The sequence below is a fragment of the Granulicella aggregans genome (genome assembly GCF_025685565.1).
Classification (GTDB): Bacteria; Acidobacteriota; Terriglobia; order Terriglobales; family Acidobacteriaceae; genus Edaphobacter; species Edaphobacter aggregans_B.
The window spans coordinates 712,001-729,661 of record NZ_JAGSYE010000002.1; the positions used below are offsets into that span (position 1 = coordinate 712,001).

General features: G+C 59.8%; 19 protein-coding genes. 10 read left to right on the forward strand and 9 right to left on the reverse strand.

Annotated elements, in window-relative coordinates; genetic code table 11:
• Positions 1–39: 39 nt before the first annotated feature.
• The 5 genes from leuD to OHL18_RS12625 are packed head-to-tail and all read right to left on the reverse strand — an operon-like array spanning position 40 to position 5,134.
• On the reverse strand, positions 40–675 hold the full coding sequence (gene leuD, locus OHL18_RS12605) for a 3-isopropylmalate dehydratase small subunit (protein WP_263375201.1): 636 nt from the start codon (positions 673–675) through the stop codon (positions 40–42).
• The gene (leuC, locus tag OHL18_RS12610; protein WP_263375202.1) at positions 675–2,102 is read right to left on the reverse strand and encodes a 3-isopropylmalate dehydratase large subunit; all 1,428 of its coding nucleotides are present in this window, start codon (positions 2,100–2,102) and stop codon (positions 675–677) included. Before leuC ends, leuD begins: the two co-directional genes overlap by 1 nt.
• A complete protein-coding gene (locus tag OHL18_RS12615) occupies positions 2,099–2,842 on the reverse strand; it encodes a hypothetical protein (protein ID WP_263375203.1) in 744 nt (247 codons plus the stop codon). Before OHL18_RS12615 ends, leuC begins: the two co-directional genes overlap by 4 nt.
• Complete coding sequence (gene leuB / locus OHL18_RS12620) at positions 2,832–3,941, reverse strand: 3-isopropylmalate dehydrogenase (RefSeq protein ID WP_263375204.1); 1,110 nt, start codon at positions 3,939–3,941, stop codon at positions 2,832–2,834. Before leuB ends, OHL18_RS12615 begins: the two co-directional genes overlap by 11 nt.
• Before the next feature lie 17 nt (positions 3,942–3,958).
• The gene (locus OHL18_RS12625) at positions 3,959–5,134 is read right to left on the reverse strand and encodes a 2-isopropylmalate synthase (RefSeq protein WP_263375205.1); all 1,176 of its coding nucleotides are present in this window, start codon (positions 5,132–5,134) and stop codon (positions 3,959–3,961) included.
• A 130-nt stretch (positions 5,135–5,264) separates the two neighbouring features.
• On the opposite strand from OHL18_RS12625, the gene OHL18_RS12630 reads away from it, so the two are divergent.
• From OHL18_RS12630 to OHL18_RS12660, 7 genes are all read left to right on the forward strand, one after another.
• The gene (locus OHL18_RS12630; protein WP_263375206.1) at positions 5,265–6,185 is read left to right on the forward strand and encodes a LysR family transcriptional regulator; all 921 of its coding nucleotides are present in this window, start codon (positions 5,265–5,267) and stop codon (positions 6,183–6,185) included.
• Between the two features lie 115 nt (positions 6,186–6,300).
• Complete coding sequence (locus tag OHL18_RS12635) at positions 6,301–6,780, forward strand: Spy/CpxP family protein refolding chaperone (protein WP_263375207.1); 480 nt, start codon at positions 6,301–6,303, stop codon at positions 6,778–6,780.
• A gap of 251 nt (positions 6,781–7,031) precedes the next feature.
• The gene (locus OHL18_RS12640; RefSeq protein WP_263375208.1) at positions 7,032–7,631 is read left to right on the forward strand and encodes a porin family protein; all 600 of its coding nucleotides are present in this window, start codon (positions 7,032–7,034) and stop codon (positions 7,629–7,631) included.
• Positions 7,632–7,712: 81 nt separating this feature from the next.
• The gene (locus OHL18_RS12645; protein ID WP_263375209.1) at positions 7,713–8,321 is read left to right on the forward strand and encodes a GNAT family N-acetyltransferase; all 609 of its coding nucleotides are present in this window, start codon (positions 7,713–7,715) and stop codon (positions 8,319–8,321) included.
• Positions 8,322–8,369: 48 nt separating this feature from the next.
• On the forward strand, positions 8,370–9,380 hold the full coding sequence (gene ftsY, locus OHL18_RS12650; RefSeq protein ID WP_263375210.1) for a signal recognition particle-docking protein FtsY: 1,011 nt from the start codon (positions 8,370–8,372) through the stop codon (positions 9,378–9,380).
• 47 nt (positions 9,381–9,427) lie between these two features.
• Positions 9,428–10,594, forward strand: a complete 1,167-nt coding sequence (gene ribD, locus OHL18_RS12655; protein ID WP_263375211.1) for a bifunctional diaminohydroxyphosphoribosylaminopyrimidine deaminase/5-amino-6-(5-phosphoribosylamino)uracil reductase RibD — start codon at positions 9,428–9,430, stop codon at positions 10,592–10,594.
• 66 nt (positions 10,595–10,660) lie between these two features.
• Positions 10,661–11,323, forward strand: a complete 663-nt coding sequence (locus OHL18_RS12660) for a riboflavin synthase (RefSeq protein WP_263375212.1) — start codon at positions 10,661–10,663, stop codon at positions 11,321–11,323.
• Here OHL18_RS12660 and OHL18_RS12665 read toward each other — a convergent pair.
• The 4 genes from OHL18_RS12665 to OHL18_RS12680 all read right to left on the reverse strand — a co-directional run bounded on the left by OHL18_RS12665 (position 11,317) and on the right by OHL18_RS12680 (position 15,912).
• Positions 11,317–11,847, reverse strand: coding sequence for an HD domain-containing protein (locus OHL18_RS12665; RefSeq protein ID WP_263375213.1), 531 nt, complete (start codon positions 11,845–11,847; stop codon positions 11,317–11,319). The genes OHL18_RS12660 and OHL18_RS12665 overlap by 7 nt on opposite strands.
• Before the next feature lie 98 nt (positions 11,848–11,945).
• Positions 11,946–13,196, reverse strand: coding sequence for a transcription termination factor Rho (gene rho / locus OHL18_RS12670; RefSeq protein WP_184219669.1), 1,251 nt, complete (start codon positions 13,194–13,196; stop codon positions 11,946–11,948).
• A gap of 255 nt (positions 13,197–13,451) precedes the next feature.
• A complete protein-coding gene (locus tag OHL18_RS12675) occupies positions 13,452–13,673 on the reverse strand; it encodes a DNA-directed RNA polymerase subunit omega (protein WP_263375214.1) in 222 nt (73 codons plus the stop codon).
• A 646-nt stretch (positions 13,674–14,319) separates the two neighbouring features.
• On the reverse strand, positions 14,320–15,912 hold the full coding sequence (locus OHL18_RS12680) for a YifB family Mg chelatase-like AAA ATPase (RefSeq protein ID WP_263375215.1): 1,593 nt from the start codon (positions 15,910–15,912) through the stop codon (positions 14,320–14,322).
• Positions 15,913–16,029: 117 nt separating this feature from the next.
• Here OHL18_RS12680 and OHL18_RS12685 point away from each other — a divergent pair, with 117 nt between their 5' ends.
• The 3 genes from OHL18_RS12685 to OHL18_RS12695 all read left to right on the forward strand — a co-directional run bounded on the left by OHL18_RS12685 (position 16,030) and on the right by OHL18_RS12695 (position 17,642).
• The gene (locus OHL18_RS12685; RefSeq protein ID WP_263375216.1) at positions 16,030–17,010 is read left to right on the forward strand and encodes a HEAT repeat domain-containing protein; all 981 of its coding nucleotides are present in this window, start codon (positions 16,030–16,032) and stop codon (positions 17,008–17,010) included.
• Between the two features lie 114 nt (positions 17,011–17,124).
• On the forward strand, positions 17,125–17,487 hold the full coding sequence (locus OHL18_RS12690) for a GNAT family N-acetyltransferase (protein WP_263375217.1): 363 nt from the start codon (positions 17,125–17,127) through the stop codon (positions 17,485–17,487).
• Positions 17,488–17,495: 8 nt separating this feature from the next.
• Positions 17,496–17,642: a hypothetical protein gene (locus OHL18_RS12695; RefSeq protein WP_263375218.1), complete on the forward strand. Its 147-nt coding sequence runs from the start codon at positions 17,496–17,498 to the stop codon at positions 17,640–17,642.
• The last annotated feature ends 19 nt before the right edge of the window (positions 17,643–17,661 follow it).

Sequence of the window (17,661 nt, forward strand, 5' to 3'; positions counted from 1 at the left end):
GTCCTCCTGTTCTGTACCGCCGGCTTACAATTATCCGCGTCAAGCAGTTGCGCTTCGCGGCATCGTCCAGAACGCAGTGTCATGCTGCTTCTCAAACACATCCAACTCAGCCTCATGGCGCAGCGTCAGCCCAATATCGTCCAGCCCATTCAGCAGGCAATACTTCCGAAACGGATCGATCTCGAACTTCGCGGAGAAGCCTTCGTCATCCGTCACCGTCTGCTCTTCCAGGTTGATGGTGATTGAATGCCCCGGTCGAGCCGCGCTGCGATGCGTCAGCAGGTTTACGTCTTCCTCGGAGAGCCGGACGAGAATCATTCCGTTTTTGCCTGCATTTGAGAAGAAGATGTCCGCGAAGCTAGGCGCAATCACCGCAAGAAAGCCAAAGTCGGTGAGTGCCCATGCCGCGTGCTCGCGTGAACTTCCGCAGCCGAAGTTCTTGCCCGCAATCAGAATCTTCGCGCCAGCGTAGTCCGGATTGTTCAACACGAAAGAGGCGTCAGCCTCACCAGCGCTGGGCCCATCCTGAACTCGACGCCAATCGAAAAAAAGAAACTCTCCGTAACCAGTCCGCTCGATTTTCTTAAGAAATTGCTTTGGAATAATCTGGTCGGTATCGATATTCGAGATATCGAGCGGTGCCGCTGTAGAAGTAAGAATATTGATTGCCAGCATCAGTTCGCCTCCTTAAACTTCCAGTTGCGAATGTCGGTAAAATGCCCAGCAATTGCCGCAGCCGCAGCCATCGCCGGACTTACGAGGTGCGTTCTTCCACCGCGTCCCTGGCGGCCTTCGAAGTTGCGATTGCTGGTTGAAGCGCAGCGCTCGCCCGGCGAAAGAATATCGGGGTTCATACCCAGGCACATGCTGCATCCCGGTTCGCGCCAGTCGAAGCCTGCCTCGGTGAATACTTTGTCAAGACCTTCCTTCTCCGCCTGAGCCTTGACCGACTGTGATCCCGGAACGACCATCGCCCGCACCGTCGTCGCAACGTGATAGCCCCTCACCACGGAAGCGGCAGCCCGAAGGTCTTCGATCCTCGCATTCGTGCAGGAGCCGAGAAACACCGCGTCAATCCTGATCTCTTCGATCGGCGTGCCGGGCTTCAGGTCCATATACTCAAGCGCGCGCTCGAAGTTCTTCTGGTCGGCTTCGCTTGCGTTCTCGTCCAGGACAGGCACTGTTGAGGCAACGCCCGTGACCATGCCCGGCGAAGTTCCCCAGCTTACGGTCGGCGTAATCGAAGCCGCGTCGATCGTCAGTTCGCGGTCGAAGATTGCTCCTTCGTCGGTTACAAGCTTCGACCAATGCGCGACCGCCTCATCCCATGCTGCGTCTTTCGGCGAAAACCGGCGGCCCTTAAGATACGCGAAGGTCGTCGCATCGGGAGCGATCATGCCAGCGCGTGCACCGGCCTCGATGCTCATGTTGCAGACGGTCATGCGGCCTTCCATGCTCAAGGCGCGAATCGCTGAGCCGGCGTACTCAACCACATATCCGGTCGCGCCAGCCGTGCCAATCTCGCCGATGATGTGCAGCACAATGTCCTTCGCCGTCACGCCATAAGGCAGCTCGCCTTCGATGGAGATGCGGAAGGTCTTTGGTTTGTCCTGCGGCAGCGTCTGCGTCGCCATCACATGCTCGACCTCGCTGGTGCCAATGCCGAAGGCCAGCGCTCCAAACGCCCCGTGCGTGCTGGTATGCGAGTCGCCGCAGACGATGGTCATGCCCGGCTTGGTGAGGCCTAGCTCTGGCCCGATGATATGGACGATCCCCTGCTCCGGCGACTGCACGTCGTATAGCTCAACACCGAACTCCGCGCAGTTCTTGCGGAGCGCCTCGACTTGTTTCGATGCAATCTGGTCGATGATGTGCAGCCGGTCCTGCACTGAAGAAGTAGGCACATTGTGGTCGACGGTAGCGACGGTACGATCCGGTCTACGCAGCTTGCGGCCAGCGAGACGAAGCCCATCAAATGCCTGTGGACTGGTCACTTCATGTACGAGGTGAAGGTCGATGTAGACGATCGAAGGCTCGCCGGCGGGCGCGGCCACAACATGTTGCTGCCAGACTTTTTCGAACAGGGTGCGTGGTGTGCTCATTGTGCGTCCGTTTCGGGTTTGGGCTGCGGCAGCGTGATGCCAAGCGCTGCGATGGGTAACTGGTGCGGCGTTCCGTCGGGGTCGACGAGGATCACGTGCGTGATCTTTTCGACTATGCCGGTGCCGGGCATCGGTTCCTTCGTCCAACGCGAGATGCTCTGAACTAACGCAGCGGGAATGTGTTTTGTGGCGTCAGATGTCAATCCAAATGTCTGGTTCGAAAAGAGCCACAGCGTGTATTCGGCGTCCGGCTCACTTGTCGTCTTGCTGTCGCGAATCCAATCAACTGCCGCAAACGCGACCAGATTTGCGGCCTTGGGTGCAGCGTTCAAATCGACCCACAACATGCCTCGCGAAGGGCAGAAGTGGAAGACACAACCAGTGATCGTCAAGTAGCGATCTTCATCCGCGATTACCTTGCCCGGTACGGAGAGAAAGTCCATCGCCGTATCGGCAAGCGGCTTATACTTCGTGCCCTGCACACCCCAGAAGGATTGGGGAGCGGTCAGATTCTGCTTCAGAAATGGGTAGAACCGCGCGTCCTGGATCAACTGGTTCTCCCTTCCTTCGGCTGGTGGCGGGCTGTACTGCCACATCCACTCCGCGTCTGAATACTGCTTCTTGTCTTTCTTGTGCTTCGCGCCGTCAACCTGTGGCGAATGAAACTGCGCACACGCACTGCCAGCCGCCAGCGCAAACAGCGCTGTGCAGAGAGCCAGCTTCGGCGATTTACACCGCATGCATCGCCTGCCGTTGGTCGATGGACTGCGCCAGGGCTTCATGCACAAGCCTGCCCATCTCGTGCGTAGTCACCGGAGTCTGCCCCGCAGTTTGTCCGCGTGCAATGTCGCTCGTGCGGTAGCCAGCGTCAAGCACCTTCACCACTGCCGTTTCGACTGCTGCAGCGTCCTGCTCCAGGCCAGCGGAGTGGCGAAGTATCATCGCGGCCGTAAGAATTGCGCCCAGCGGATTTGCCTTGCCTTGCCCGGCGATATCGGGAGCCGAGCCATGCACAGGCTCATAAAGATTGACTGCTCCGCCAATCGTCGCCGAGGGCAACATGCCGAGCGAGCCGGTGATGACGCCAGCCTCATCCGAGAGGATGTCGCCGAAGAGATTCTCCGTCAGCACCACATCGAAGTTCCGCGGCGTATTCATGATGTGCATCGCCATCGAATCGACCAGTTGATGCTCGAGCGTGACTTCGGGATAGTCAGCGGCAACTTCGGTGACGGCGGCGCGCCAGAGCTGCGAGACCTCGAGCACATTGGCCTTATCAACACTTGTGACTTTCTTGCGACGCTTGGCTGCGAGCTCGAACGCAACCCGAGCCACACGCACTACTTCTGCCTTGGTGTAGCGCATTGTGTTGATCGCAACTTCTTTTTCGCGGTTCCACTCGCGAGGCGCTCCGAAGTACAGACCGCCCAGCAGTTCGCGCACGAAGAGCATGTCGACGCCTTCGGTCACCTCGGGCCGCAGCGGAGAACTCGCTGCCAGCGCCTTGTAGGCTACGGATGGCCGAAGATTCGCAAAGCCGCCCAGCGCCTGGCGAATCTGCAGCAGCCCAGCCTCGGGGCGCTTGTCCGGAGTGAGCGAGTTGAACTTGTTATCGCCTACCGCGCCCAGCAACACGGCATCACACTCGAGCGCCGCATCAAGCGTCGCCGTCGGCAGTGGCGAACCGGCTTCGGTGATCGCAACGCCGCCGATCAGCAGCGGCACAAAGCTGAAGTCGTGGCCGCCAAACTCCGCCACTGCGCGCAGAATGCTGGTCGCTTCGTTCGTCACCTCAGGGCCGATGCCGTCGCCGGCCAGTACTGCAATCTTCAGCTTCATATCTTTCCTCGACCTAATTAGTTGGCGGTTGTTACTTCGGCATGCGGTGCGCGCAGCAGACCGATCAGGTCCTCGTCGTAGATCGCCTTCTTCTTGTCCGCAAGCTCCGTGAACCGCATGTACACCCGCTCCAATTCGTTCTTGGTAAGCGTATGCCCCAGCTCGGCGAAGCGATGTTCAAGCGCTTTGCGTCCGGAGTGCTTGCCCAGCACGATCGTCGTTCCCGTCACGCCGACCGACGCAGGAGTCATGATCTCGTAGGTCAGTGGATTCGAGAGAACGCCATGCTGATGGATGCCGCTCTCGTGCGAGAAGGCATTCTTGCCCACAATCGCCTTATTTGGCGCGACCGGCAGATTCAGAATCTCCGAGAGCATTGCGCTCGTCGGATAGAGCTTTGTGTGCACGATGTTCGAGGTGTAAGGCAGCACGTCGCGCCGCACCATAAGAGCAGAGGCCACTTCTTCCAACGCCGCGTTGCCCGCGCGCTCTCCGATGCCGTTTACGGCCACTTCGACCTGCCGCGCGCCACCCTCGATTCCTGCAAGCGTGTTGGCGGTCGCAAGCCCAAGGTCATCGTGGCAGTGTGTCGAAAAGATCACCTTCTCCGCGCCAGGAAGTTGGCGCAACATGCGAAAGATCGCGGCGTATTCCGCCGGAGTGATGAAGCCAACCGTGTCGGGGATGTTGATGGTTGTGGCACCTGCCTCGATCGCCACCGCAACCATCGCGCCAAGGAAGGCGTGATCTGTGCGCGTCGCATCCATCGGCGAGAACTCGACGTCATCAACGAAGCTCCGCGCCTGCCGCACGGACTCGCCTGCCAGATCCAGCGCCTGGTTCCGTGACATCTTCATCTGGTGTTCGAGATGGATATCGGAAGACGAAAGAAAAGTGTGAATACGAGCGAGCTCCGCCGGAGCCACGGCTCGTGCTGCAATCTCGATATCGGCTGGCTTTGCGCGCGCGAGAGCAGCGATCTTCGCGCCTTCAACCTGTGACGCGATAGTGCGCACCGAGTCAAAGTCCCCTGAAGAGGCGATCGGGAAACCGGCCTCGATGATGTCGACGCCAAGCTCCGCAAGCTGATGGGCGAAGCGCAGCTTCTCCGCAGGATGCATGGTGCAGCCGGGCGACTGCTCGCCATCGCGCAGGGTGGTGTCGAAGAAGACGATCTGGTTCGATTCAGCCATAGTTCTAGGTTCCTTCTGTCTGGACTTGATCATAACGCAGGCTTATGATCGTCTGCACACACATCATAATTTCTAATTCAACTATTCATTCAGAATGATAACGAAAGCATAGTCCCTCCAGAGGAACCCGATGGACCTGTTTCAACTCGAAACCTTTCTCGCGGTCGCGGAGGAGCGCAGCTTCTCCCGCGCCGCCACCCGTCTCCACCGGACGCAACCAGCCGTCAGCCAGGCGATCTCCAAGCTCGAAGGCGAGCTGGGCGAGATTCTCTTTGAGCGCTCGTCGCGCGATGGCACGCTGACCGACGCCGGGGGCGTACTGCGCGAGTACGCCCTGAAGTTACTCAACCTCAGGACAGAAGCCTCCAGCGCGCTGGCCGAGTTGAGAGAGCTCCACAGCGGTAAGCTGCTTCTCGCAGCGAATGAGTACACCTGTCTCTACCTCCTGCCTCTGCTCGACGAGTTCCGCCGCCAGCACCCGCGCATCAAAGTTGCCGTCCAGCGATCTCTTGCCAGCCGGATTACCGATGAAGTCCTGATGCACTCAGTGGAGATTGGAATCCTGTCCTTCCGCCCCGACGACGTACAGGTCAAATCTACCGTCGTCTATCGGGACGAGCTGATGCTGGTCGTCAACCCGAAGCACCCCTTCGCCCGCGCTGGCGAAGTAGCAATCCGCCAACTCGGCACGCAAAACTTCGTCGCCCATAATATCGCGTCGCCGCAACGCCAGAAGGTGATCCAGACGTTCCGTAAGTACAAGACACCCCTGCAGATGGGCGTCGAACTGCCCACCATGGAGGCCATCAAGCGGTTCGTCGAGATGGGCAACGGCGTCGCTCTCATCCCCGGCCTCTCCGTCCGCAAAGAACTCACCAACGGCGAGCTGGTCCGCATCCGGGTCAAGGAGCTCCAAACCGAGCGCAAACTTCGCCTCGTCTACCGCCGCCAGGCCAGCCTCTCGCACGCGGCACTGGCATTCCTGCGGATCGTCGAGAAGTTTTCCGCCAGCCACGGCGATCCTTACAGCTTTCTTCCCGAGCGCGGCTAATCTATCGAACAAATTTCCACGCAGCGGAAACTTTTCTCTTCGGCCAGCGTTTGTACAGCCAGAACGACCAGCCCGGAGAACGCGTCCGGAATCGACGTTTCAAGAGGATGAACCGATGAAGATTATGATCTCCGCAACAAACGGGATGCGCTCCGCCGCACTCGCACTATGCGCCTTCGCCGTAGTCTCCGCTCCTGTCTGGGCCCAGGCCACGCAGGACGCTCCCCCGCCCCAATCCGATGGAAGCGCTCCGCCACCGCACGCGCGGGGCGAACACATGCAGGAACGTCATCTTGAGATGATGACGAAGCACCTCAATCTCACGGCGGACCAGGTCGCGCAGGTCAAGGCGATCGACCAGGACGGCAGAACGCAGATGATGGCGCTTCACAATGACACCACCACCGCTCCTGCCGACAAGCACGCCAAGATGAAGGCGATCCACGATGCGCAGACCGCCAAGATCCGCGCCATCCTTACCGATGAGCAGAAGCCTAAGTTCGACCAGATGCTTGCCCGTGAACAGGAACACCGGGGGCATGATCGTGGTCCCGGTGGCGACGGCAACCAGCCGCCTCCGCCGCCCGCAGCATAACCAGTAGCAGCTTGTATCATCCGGAGCTGGCCTAGTATCAAGCCGGCACGGTAACTTCAACCCCACTCTCCCAGAGACACCTTAGAGAGGAAGCGGGCTGGCGGTCACCTCGATCGCCAGCCCGCTTCTTCGGGTGCAGTCACCCCCAATCGCGCGGCTACGGGTACAATTGGGTGAGCGACTTTGCCGGCAGTCTATTCCGCGGCAAGAGCCATGCCGTGTTGCGCAAATGCTAAGGGGTTTGAAGAAGAATGAAGAAGACGATGTTGTTGTGTGCTCTGCTTTTGTCGGCGTTTGCCGCCCACGCCCAGGAGAGCCGTCAGGATGTAAGCATCAGCGCCACAGGCACCTTTACTCCCACCATTCACGGCGCCACCGGCACCTATACCACTACCGACACATCGCTGGGCGCCCTGGTCAGCTACCGCTATCTGCTTACGCCCCGCAGTGGTCTTGAAGCGAACTACAGCTTCACGCAGAACACCCCGAGGTACGTCGTTCCCGGAACCTCGGACAACAACGTTCACCTTCGCCAGCAGGAGTTCAGCGGAGCGTACGTCTACACCTTGACGTTCAAGCGCTACAACCCCTTCGCGGAAGCTGGTGTCGGGGCCATGTTCTTCTCTCCGATCAAGGACTTTCAAACCACCCAGCTGGACGTGAAGCGGACGACTGTTCTTGGTGGACTCTTCGGTGCCGGCGTCGCCTACGAGCTCAGCCCGAGCTTCGACATCCGTGCCGAGTATCGCGGCTTCCTCGGCAAGACACCCAACCTTGGCTACCAGCCCTTCACTACCAACCGTTACAGGGTGCTCTCCATGCCGACCCTCGGCATTGCTTACCACTTCTAAGACGTTCTCACAGATCACCAACGGCCCCGAAGCTTTCCGGGGCCGTTTTTGCGTTTGGCGAAACTCGCTTATCCTGAATGCATGACGCCAACGCTTGAAGGTCAAAACATCCGTCTGGAGCCGCTTACGCTTGCCCACCTGCCGGCGCTTGAGAAGATCGCTCTCGACCCCGTTGCGAAGCCGGTCATCTGGCGTTACATGGTGCATTGGCCACAGAGCGCAGAAGACCTTCGCGTCTGGGTACAGGTAGCCCTCGACGCCGAAGCCCAGGGCACCACGATGCCCTGGGTCACGGTTGTGAAGTCGACCGGACCCGGCGTGCCCGACCAGGTCATCGGCAGCACACGTTTCTTTACGCTGGACCGTGAGCATAAGACGGTAGAGCTGGGACATACCTGGATCGCTCCAGCCTTCCACGGAACCCGCGCGAATACTGAAGCGAAGTACCTTCAACTTTCGTACGCGTTTGAGGAACTTGGGCTGAACCGCGTCGGCCTTAAGACCCACCACGAAAACCGCCGTTCGCAAGCCGCCATCAAAGCTATCGGCGGAGTCTACGAAGGTACCTTCCGCAATCACCTCATCATGCCCGACGGCAGCCAACGCGACAGCTGCTGGTACAGTTTCATCAAGCAGGACTGGCCCGAGGTGAAAGACCTGCTCCGCCGCCGGCTCCAGGCTCCCATCTAGCGGGTAACACGATAGGCCGCTACTCCATCCGCTAAACTGGAGCAAGATATGGCCTTCTCAATCTTCGGCAAGCGCAATACCGATGCAGAACCGGAAAAACCCGCAGCCCCAGTATCAGCAGCCCAAGAACCGGCGGTAGAGCCAAAACGCGGCTTCTTCGACCGGATGAAGCAGGCGGTCACCCGCACCCGCGACAGCTTTACCGAGTCCATCAGCTCTGTCATCGCGCTCACTCGCGAGATTGACTTTGCCTCGCTGGACAAGCTCGAATCTGTTCTGCTTTCGGCAGATATCGGTTCAGCGACTGCGTCGCTCGTCATCGAAAACCTGAAGCAGCGCGCGCTCCGCCAGGGTATCGAAGGCGGTGCCGAACTCCGCCGACTCCTCAAGATCGAGCTGAAGGCGGTCCTCGACGGCGTCGCTGTCCCGGTCACCCATCCGTCGACCCCACCCGAGGTCATCATGATGGTCGGCGTTAACGGAACCGGCAAGACGACCACCTCCGGCAAGCTCGCTGCCCTTTTTTCCGCGCAGGGAAACTCCGTCCTGCTCTGCGCCGCCGACACCTTCCGCGCCGCGGCTATCGAGCAACTTGAAGTCTGGGCCAGCCGTTCCAACGTCCCCATCATCAAGACCAAGCAGGGTGGCGACCCCTCGGCCGCGCTCTACGACGCCTGCACCGCTGCAAAATCCCGGGGCACGCAGGTCCTGATCGTCGACACCGCCGGACGCCTGCACACCAAGACTGATCTGATGAAGGAGCTGGACAAGATGCGCCGGACGGCCGAGAAACTCGTTCCCGGAGCGCCCCACCAAACTTTGCTCGTCATGGACGCGACGACCGGCCAAAACGGTCTCCAGCAGGCACGCCTCTTCACCGAAGCCGCCCGGGTCACCGGTATCGTTCTCACCAAGCTCGACGGGACGGCTAAAGGCGGAATTGTCCTCGCCATTGCAACTGAATTGAGGCTTCCTGTCGTCTACGCAGGTGTCGGAGAAAAAATGGAAGACATCCTTCCCTTCGACAGTGATAGCTTTATTGATTCCCTTCTGGAGTAACCGGGCCAACCAGAATTCAAAGATTGCTATCCGTAGAGCGTGACAAGATGCCCGACGATCTCCACTTTATGCAGCGGGCCCTTGAGCTTGCCGCCAGCACTACCGCCTTGGCATCCCCCAATCCCCAGGTCGGCTGCGTCCTGGTGCAGAATGGCAGAATCATCGGCGAGGGCGTTCACCTCTATGAGGCCCACGATCACGCCGAGATCGCGGCTCTTAAGAACGCCGCAGCGCTGGGACATGCTGTAAAAGGCGCAACCGCCTACGTCATCCTCGAACCCTGCAGCCACACCGGTCGCACCGGTCCCTGTGCCGATGCCCTCATCGCCGCCGGCATCGGGCGTTGTGTCGTTGCGACAGGCGATCCCAACCCCTTCGTGCATGGCTCCGGGCTCCAACGTCTGCGTGATGCTGGAGTTGAAGTTACGCTCGGAGTTCTCGAACAGCCCGCCCGTGAGCTCAACGACGCCTTCGCCCACTTCATCCAGACCCGGACGCCTTTCGTCACGCTTAAGGCCGCGATCTCTGTCGATGGCAAACTGGCTCCGCCACCTACGGATCGCGCCCCCGGCAAGCCGCACTGGATTACGGGCCCTGAGGCCCGGGCCGAAGTTCAACGTCTTCGCCACGCCTCCGACGCCGTTCTGACAGGCATCAACACCGTCCTAGCGGACGACCCCGCCTACACCGACCGCACCGGTCTGCCCCGCCGCCGCCCCTTGCTTCGCGTCATCCTCGACACCCATCTCCGAATCCCGCTCGACTCGCAGCTCGTCCGCTCCGCCAGCACCGGCGGCACACCGAACGAAGACCTACTCATCTTTTGCGGCATCTCCGCCTCAGCATCAAAGATCGCCGCTCTTGAAGACGCCGGTGCTGAGGTCGAACCTATCGTCTCCCACAACGGCCGCCTCAGCCTGCCCGCCGTTCTCACCGACCTTCACGACCGGGCTATCGTCTCTCTCCTTCTCGAATGCGGATCGCATCTCAATGGCAGCTTCCTCGCCCAGCGACTGGTCGATAAGGTCGTCCTCTTCTGCTCCGAGACCGAGCTTGGCGAGGCCGCACTCCCCTTCGCATCCGGCTTTCCATCCCCATTCCTGCTTGAGCAAAGCCTCCGCCGCACCACCCACACGCTCTTCGGCCCGCCCGATCGTCCGGACAGTTGCCTGACCGGCTACCTCACCGATCCCTGGCCGCCCTCCGTTCTCTAGCCCTTCCCCCTTGAGTTGCTCCGTTGGCCCTTACACCCTATCCCCTAAACCCTGTACCCTGTTTTTATGTTCACCGGACTGATCGAATCCACCGGCACCATCCTCGCGCTCACCGAATCCGGTGGCGCGACACGCATCACCGTCGCCGCACCGGGACTGACATCTCGCCTGCATACCGGCGACAGCATCGCCGTGAGTGGCGTATGTCTCACCGCATTGCACATTGAGCCCAACGCCTTCCCCCCGCGTTTCTCTGCCGATCTCGCCGCCGAGACCATCTCCCGCACCACGCTCGCGCATCTCCGCGAAGGCTCCGTCGTGAACCTCGAACTTCCTACTCCCGCCGGATCGCCACTCGGTGGTCATGTCGTGCAGGGACACGTCGACGGCACGGCAACCCTAATCGGCCTTGATGCGATCACCCCGGACGCTCCCGAGACCGACTGGCGTCTCCGTCTCCGCATTCCAGAGGCGCTCACCCGCTACGTCGTTCCGCAGGGTTCGATCACCATCGAAGGCATCAGCCTGACGGTCGCCGCGCTGCATGGGCAGGATATAGAAATCGCGATCATCCCTCACACCTACGCAGCTACCAGCCTGTACACGCTCGCTCCCGGCAGCCTGCTGAATATCGAGGTCGATGTCCTCGGCAAATACGCCGAACGCCAAATGCAAACACCGACCAAGCACCTGCTTACTGAGGAGTATCTGCTGGCGAACGGCTACTGAATCTCCCGTCGGCTTTCTTCAACTCTCTGTGAACCGCTCGCGGCGATCTCTTCGAACGCTGAGTCCAGCCGCTCAAAGATGTCCCAACGCGATAATCCCAATCGCGCAGCCGTCTCATCGATGACGAGAAGTTCCAAGTCCGCCTCACGCTTGCCCTTCCAGAGCTTATCGGCCAAAGCGACGATTCGCTCTTCCAGTGTCACCTCCGCCAGATTCCACGCTGCGTGCGACCGGCAGCAGCGAGCAATCTCAGGCTGAACATGATGCGCAAGAAGCAGAGCCTCACCCGCTCCTTCATGGCACGAGCCTGGCTCGCCGAGTTCATGGGGATGTGCGATCTTACCTGCGTCGTGAAGCACAGCCCCCAACTGAACGGTAAGAACATCCACCGGAACGTCCAACATGCGGAAATCCAGGAGCAGCGAATCTGCCGCATCAGAGACAAAGTGTGCGTGCCGGATTAATCGATTCGAAGCGCCCAGCTGTTCGAGCAGCCCATATGCTTCGGTACGTGAGATCAACATCTTCTTCCCTAAACTCCAAAGGATGGATGCTACCGCTTAGCGCAATAGTATCCATCCTGAGTTGAGTGCTCGAGTGAAACTTGACTTTGAAGCTCGAACTAAATCGAGCTCATATTATGCAGGAACTCCTGGTTGTTCCTGGTCTTTGCCAGCTTGTCGGTCAGTAGCTCCATCGCCTCAACGGGCGACAGCGGATTCAGCACCTTGCGCAGAATCCAGGTCCGCTGCAGGTCTTCCTTCGGGATGAGCAGCTCTTCCTTACGCGTGCCCGAGCGCTGGATGTCGATCGCCGGGAAGACGCGCTTGTCGACCAGCTTGCGGTCGAGGATCACTTCCATGTTGCCCGTTCCCTTGAACTCTTCGAAGATGACTTCGTCCATGCGCGAGCCGGTATCGACAAGAGCCGTAGCGATGATGGTCAGCGAACCGCCTTCTTCGATATTGCGGGCAGCTCCGAAGAAACGCTTCGGCCTCTGCAGTGCGTTCGAGTCCACACCGCCCGAGAGCACCTTGCCCGAAGGCGGCACAATCGTGTTGTAAGCGCGCGCCAGACGCGTGATCGAATCGAGAAGGATGACGACGTCGCGCTTGTGCTCGACCAGACGCTTCGCCTTTTCGATCACCATCTCGGCAACCTGTACGTGGCGAGCTGCCGGCTCGTCGAAGGTTGAGGAGATGACCTCGCCCTTGACCGAACGCTGCATGTCGGTGACTTCTTCCGGGCGCTCATCGATGAGCAGAACGATGAGCACGACTTCGGGGTGGTTGGCAGTGATGCTGTTCGCGATGGACTGCAGTAGCATCGTCTTGCCGGTGCGCGGCGGAGCGACGATCAGACCACGCTGGCCCTTTCCTACGGGAGTGAGAAGGTCCATGACTCGGCCGCTGATGTGGTCGCGGACCGTCTCCATCTTGATGCGCTCCTGCGCGTAGAGAGGAGTGAGGTTGTCGAACAGAATCTTGTTGCGGGTCTCTTCGGGAGACTCGAAGTTGATCGCCTCGATCTTGACCAGAGCGAAGTATTTTTCGCCTTCATGTGGGGGACGGACGTTGCCGCTGATGGTGTCGCCGGTCTTCAGGTCGAACTTGCGGATCTGCGAGGGCGAGACGTAGATGTCGTCCGGGCCGGGCAGGTAGTTGTAGTCGGGCGAGCGCAGGAAGCCGTAGCCGTCAGGGAGGATCTCAAGCACTCCCTCGGCGAAGATATGCCCTTCCTTCTCGCTTTGAGCCTGGAGGATCTTGAAGATCAAGTCTTGTTTGCGGAGTCCGCTGGTGCCGGCGATATCGAGGCCGCGGGCAAGCTTGCCCAATTCGGCAATGTTGTGTTCTTTCAGTTCGGAAATTGTCATTTTTTACCTGGGTTCTTGCGTGGGGGATGTCTAAGAGTTCAGATGGAAGGAGGTTGATGCGGAGGCGGGATCTGCGAGACAGGGGCCGTCGGGCCGAGGGGGAAAAAACCGGTCGGTCAGACAGGGGGTCGTGCGGAAAGCCAAGTGCAGTAGTTTGAGTATAGCTCAGGAGTTCAGGATCAGGAGGCGATACAGGAAGGGTGAAATGGTTTTTGATTCAGTTGTCGTTTTACATCAGGAAAGAACTGCCGCGCGTTAAGCTGCGCGGCGTTCTTCGAGCGATACCTTCTCGACTACCGGTTCGACGGCTTCATCCATCGGGACGGTGTCTTTGAAGCGATCCAGCACCTCGTTGGTCGTGTCCTGAAGGCGGGTGTTGGGCTTATGCAGCTTCCGTGTCGCCTTGGAGGCGAGCTGGCAGAGCTGGTAACGGTTCGTGACGTGCGTGAGTGCTCCAAAGATCAGATCTGAGCGCATAGGTTCTTTCTCCTTCGGACCGCACAGGGGCGACAGGGACCCGGTGCAATCTTGGTTCTGGCAGTTAGAGGCGCCAATATTTGCCGCGCTCTGTCGTTCTTTTAGACGCTTGATTGCAGGACGGCGGTTCGAAAATTCACACTGCTGGAAGAATCTATATCGTTCCGGTCGTCGGCAAGGCGCATTGTGGTGTGGCGGTGTCTCTTTACTCTCTCGGCGTAACGGGTGTTTAGCCTACGGCGCAGCCGCATTCCATGCCCGATGATCCTATATGCATGACCGCCCAACTCCATCGCCAGACTCGGATGTATACGAGATAACGATTGGCAGGCCTGTAACCGATCAACTCATCGGCCCAAATGAAAAGTAACGCTTCGTCACGAGAAGGTCAATACTTTTTTTAGAAAGTTCGAGAATCCGTTATTCCATAAACAGGATTACCGCTCAGATTGTTCCTCGAGTTCTTCCCGGACGTGAAATTATCCTCCTAAAGAACAGATTCTATTGGAAATCGCAATTCCGCTGTCCCACGTTGTCCCATTTTGACAGCACCGCTAAGGCTCTGCAAAATCTGACTCGGTGATAGATCTCGCCTCCCCTTGCGCTCAGCCGAGTCGCCTTCGTGACGGAGGTCTCAATCCGGCCGCTAGCTCCAATAGCTTCTGTCGAGCGTCCTGTATTGGATCGCCTCGGCGATATGTTTGACTGCGATCTCATTCGACTCCTCCAGGTCCGCAATCGTCCGCGCTACCTTCAGAATCCGGTCATGGGCCCGGGCGCTCAACCCCTGCTGCTGCATCGCCCGCTCCAGCAGCCGCTCGGCGTCGGAGTTCAACTCGCAGTGCATCCGGATCTGCTGCGTCCCCATCTGGGAGTTCGCATAGACCTGCCGCGAGGCCCCAGTTGCCGTCCCGCGGGTCCGATCGCCAGCCTGTGCAAATCTATCCCGTTGCCGCTCCCTCGCCTTCAACACCCTGGCTCGAATCTCGGATGAACCTTCCGAGGCGCTCCCTCCGCGAAGCTCCTTATACTGCACTGCGGGAACCTCGATATGGATGTCGATCCGGTCAAGCAAAGGCCCCGACACCTTCGAGACGTACCTCTGGATCATCGGTGGCGTACACATGCACTCCCGGGACTTGTCGTTGAAGTAGCCGCACGGGCACGGATTCATCGCCGCCGCCAGCATGAACCGGGCCGGGAAGCTGAGACTCATCGCCGCCCGCGCAATCGTCACCATCCCGTCCTCCAGAGGCTGGCGCAAAACCTCCAGCACATTCCGGGGAAACTCCGGCAGCTCATCCAGAAACAGCAGGCCATTGTGTGCCAGCGAGACCTCGCCCGGCCGCGGCATCATCCCGCCGCCAATCAACCCTGCATCCGAGATCGTGTGATGTGGCGACCGGAACGGCCGGTGAGTCACCAGCCCCTGCTCCGCATCCAGAACCCCGGCGACGGAATGAATCTTCGTCGTCTCCAGAGCCTCCTCGAAGCTCAGTGGCGCGAGGATCGAAGGCAGCCGCTTGGCCAGCATCGTCTTACCCGACCCCGGCGGCCCAATCATCAGGATGTTGTGTCCTCCGGCCGCCGCGACCTCCAGCGCCCGCTTCGCTACATGCTGCCCGCGAACGTCTTTGAAATCGAACGGAAAGTGCTGCAGCTCATCCAACAGATCGCTCGTCGCAACCTTCAACGGAGCCGCCTGGATTACTCCCAGCGTTGCCCCGTTCAGCAACGCCCTCACCTCCAGCAGAGAGAGCACGGGGTAGACATTCACACCCTCTACCACCGCCGCCTCACGAGCATTGCTCGCCGGAATCAGCAAGTTGCGAATTCCCTTCTCCCGAGCCGCTATCGCAATCGGCAGCATACCCTGAACCGCTCGCAGGCTGCCATCGAGGCCCAGCTCCCCGACCAGCAGATAGTCCGAGAGGTCCTTTGACTGCAGCGCTCCGTACGCTCCCAGTATCCCGATCGCAATCGGCAGGTCGAACCCTGAGCCTTCCTTCTTCAGGTCAGCCGGGGCCAGATTGATTGTGATGCGTGTAGGAGGTATATCGAAGCCGGAGTTCTTGATCGCAGACCGCACCCGGTCCCGGCTCTCGCGGACTGCCGCGTCCGGCAGACCGACTGTGGCGAAGATCTCTTTGTCCAGCTTCGCGCCGGAGAAATCGACCTCAACGTCGATGATGTTCGCGTCAATGCCGTACACCGCAGCGCTACGTGCTTTGAAGAGCATATCTATTTGCCTGATAAATCCCTGAGGCCGAAAGTCTGGCGAGTATAGCATTTACAATCGCGATCATCCCCGCGACATCTAACCGGTAAACCCTACACGCATCGCCGGAGCCAACAAGTGAAATACTCGCTCGACAGATTCCATCCGAACCGCACAACCCGTAGCACTGTCTTCCTCTGCCTCCTCGCCGCGCTCACCTTCTCGCCGCAACTTCTCGTCGCACAGAACAACCCGCAGGCGGTCGCGGGCGATACCGACACGCCCCCGCCCTCCAACCGTCCCGCACAAGACTCACCTACTGTAGATATCGACACCGCCTGGTCCATGCTCACCTCGGCGGTGCTCGACACAAAACACACGGCGCTGCAGACGCAAGCGCTTGCCGCGCTTGGCACCATCGGCTCCAGCCCGCGCGCCGCGAAGATGATTATCGAGGCGATGCACGCGCCCGACCTCGATATCCGCACCGCCGCCGTCCTGGCTGCGGGTCAGTCTCCCGCGCAGACGGCCAAGCGCAACTTCTCGATGGAGCTTCGCACCCTGCTGGACGATAAGGAGCCGCAGGTCGCAGTGGCCGCCGCCTCGACGCTCTGGAAGATGGGCGACCACTCGGGCGAAGACATCCTCGTGGCTGTCGCCGCAGGCGAGCGCAAGGCCAGCGCGGGTCTGGTGGACTCCACGCGCCACACGATCACGACGGACCTCCATAATCCGTCCACCATCGCTCGTATCGGCGCGCTCCAGGGAGCATCCATGCTGCTGGGGCCCTTTGGCTTCGGTATCACCGCCTACGAGTACATCCACAAGAACGGCGCGGACACTTCACGCACGCTTGCCATTGAACTCCTCGCCCAATCGAAGACCAAGCCCATCCATGACGAGTTGATCAACGCTCTTACGGACAAGGATGTAGGCGTCCGCGCCGCCGCCGCCAAGGCCCTCGGCGAATATCACGACAAGGAGACGGCGGCCGCCATCGCCAACCTCTTCTACGACTCCAAGCCGCCGGTCCGCCTGACCGCCGCAGCCGCCTATCTCCGCGCCTCCGGAGCTGTAGTCACCCCCACCTCTCCACGCGCTGCAAAGAAATTAAGGTAAGAGACGCATGCCCGTTGCCCCGTCGATGCAGTTTTGATCGCATGTATGGGGGCAACGGTGTGACGACGCGCACCCGTCCTTGCCGTCGCCTGTGTCGAGGGTTAACCTGATCGCATGACCGCAGTCAGATTGGCGAGCCCACAGGATGCCAGCGCAATCGCGCACGTCCACGTCGCGAGCTGGCGAACGACCTATGCAGGCATCGTCCCTGACGAATACCTGAAAACCCTGAACGAAGCGGACCGCCTGCCCATGTGGCAGGACTGGCTGACTCGCGACCTTGAGATTTACGTTGCCGATCTGGACGGAGAGGTTGTGGGCTTTGCGACTGCCGGGCCGGTTCGCGAGCCTCTCGACAGGTGCGATGCCGAACTGTATGCCATTTACCTGCTGAAAGGCGCGCAACGCCGTGGCCTTGGAAAACCCTGCTACGTAAGCTCGCAACCTCACTCCATGCCAAGGGCTTCAAGGCAATGATGGTCTGGGTGCTCGAACAAAATCCCGCAAGGCACTTCTACGAGAACTCCGGGGCCGTTCTTACGAAGACGAAGCATATCGAGATCGGCGGCGCGCTTCTCGAAGAGGTTGCCCTCACCTGGGCCAATCTCGCAATGCTTGCTTCGCCCACCTAGCCGGGCTTCCAGACTGCCA

What these genes read in the sequence shown, in the direction of transcription:
- leuB (WP_263375204.1), bottom strand. Translation starts at nt 3,941, where the DNA reads ATGAAGCTGAAGATTGCAGTACTGGCCGGCGACGGCATCGGCCCTGAG.
- OHL18_RS12665 (WP_263375213.1), bottom strand. Translation starts at nt 11,847, where the DNA reads ATGTTGATCTCACGTACCGAAGCATATGGGCTGCTCGAACAGCTGGGC.
- OHL18_RS12675 (WP_263375214.1), bottom strand. Translation starts at nt 13,673, where the DNA reads ATGCGCTCAGATCTGATCTTTGGAGCACTCACGCACGTCACGAACCGT.
- ftsY (WP_263375210.1), top strand. Translation starts at nt 8,370, where the DNA reads ATGGCCTTCTCAATCTTCGGCAAGCGCAATACCGATGCAGAACCGGAA.
- OHL18_RS12630 (WP_263375206.1), top strand. Translation starts at nt 5,265, where the DNA reads ATGGACCTGTTTCAACTCGAAACCTTTCTCGCGGTCGCGGAGGAGCGC.
- OHL18_RS12615 (WP_263375203.1), bottom strand. Translation starts at nt 2,842, where the DNA reads ATGCGGTGTAAATCGCCGAAGCTGGCTCTCTGCACAGCGCTGTTTGCG.
- OHL18_RS12660 (WP_263375212.1), top strand. Translation starts at nt 10,661, where the DNA reads ATGTTCACCGGACTGATCGAATCCACCGGCACCATCCTCGCGCTCACC.
- OHL18_RS12690 (WP_263375217.1), top strand. Translation starts at nt 17,125, where the DNA reads ATGACCGCAGTCAGATTGGCGAGCCCACAGGATGCCAGCGCAATCGCG.
- leuC (WP_263375202.1), bottom strand. Translation starts at nt 2,102, where the DNA reads ATGAGCACACCACGCACCCTGTTCGAAAAAGTCTGGCAGCAACATGTT.
- leuD (WP_263375201.1), bottom strand. Translation starts at nt 675, where the DNA reads ATGCTGGCAATCAATATTCTTACTTCTACAGCGGCACCGCTCGATATC.
- ribD (WP_263375211.1), top strand. Translation starts at nt 9,428, where the DNA reads ATGCCCGACGATCTCCACTTTATGCAGCGGGCCCTTGAGCTTGCCGCC.
- OHL18_RS12640 (WP_263375208.1), top strand. Translation starts at nt 7,032, where the DNA reads ATGAAGAAGACGATGTTGTTGTGTGCTCTGCTTTTGTCGGCGTTTGCC.
- OHL18_RS12645 (WP_263375209.1), top strand. Translation starts at nt 7,713, where the DNA reads ATGACGCCAACGCTTGAAGGTCAAAACATCCGTCTGGAGCCGCTTACG.
- OHL18_RS12635 (WP_263375207.1), top strand. Translation starts at nt 6,301, where the DNA reads ATGAAGATTATGATCTCCGCAACAAACGGGATGCGCTCCGCCGCACTC.
- OHL18_RS12680 (WP_263375215.1), bottom strand. Translation starts at nt 15,912, where the DNA reads ATGCTCTTCAAAGCACGTAGCGCTGCGGTGTACGGCATTGACGCGAAC.
- rho (WP_184219669.1), bottom strand. Translation starts at nt 13,196, where the DNA reads ATGACAATTTCCGAACTGAAAGAACACAACATTGCCGAATTGGGCAAG.
- OHL18_RS12625 (WP_263375205.1), bottom strand. Translation starts at nt 5,134, where the DNA reads ATGGCTGAATCGAACCAGATCGTCTTCTTCGACACCACCCTGCGCGAT.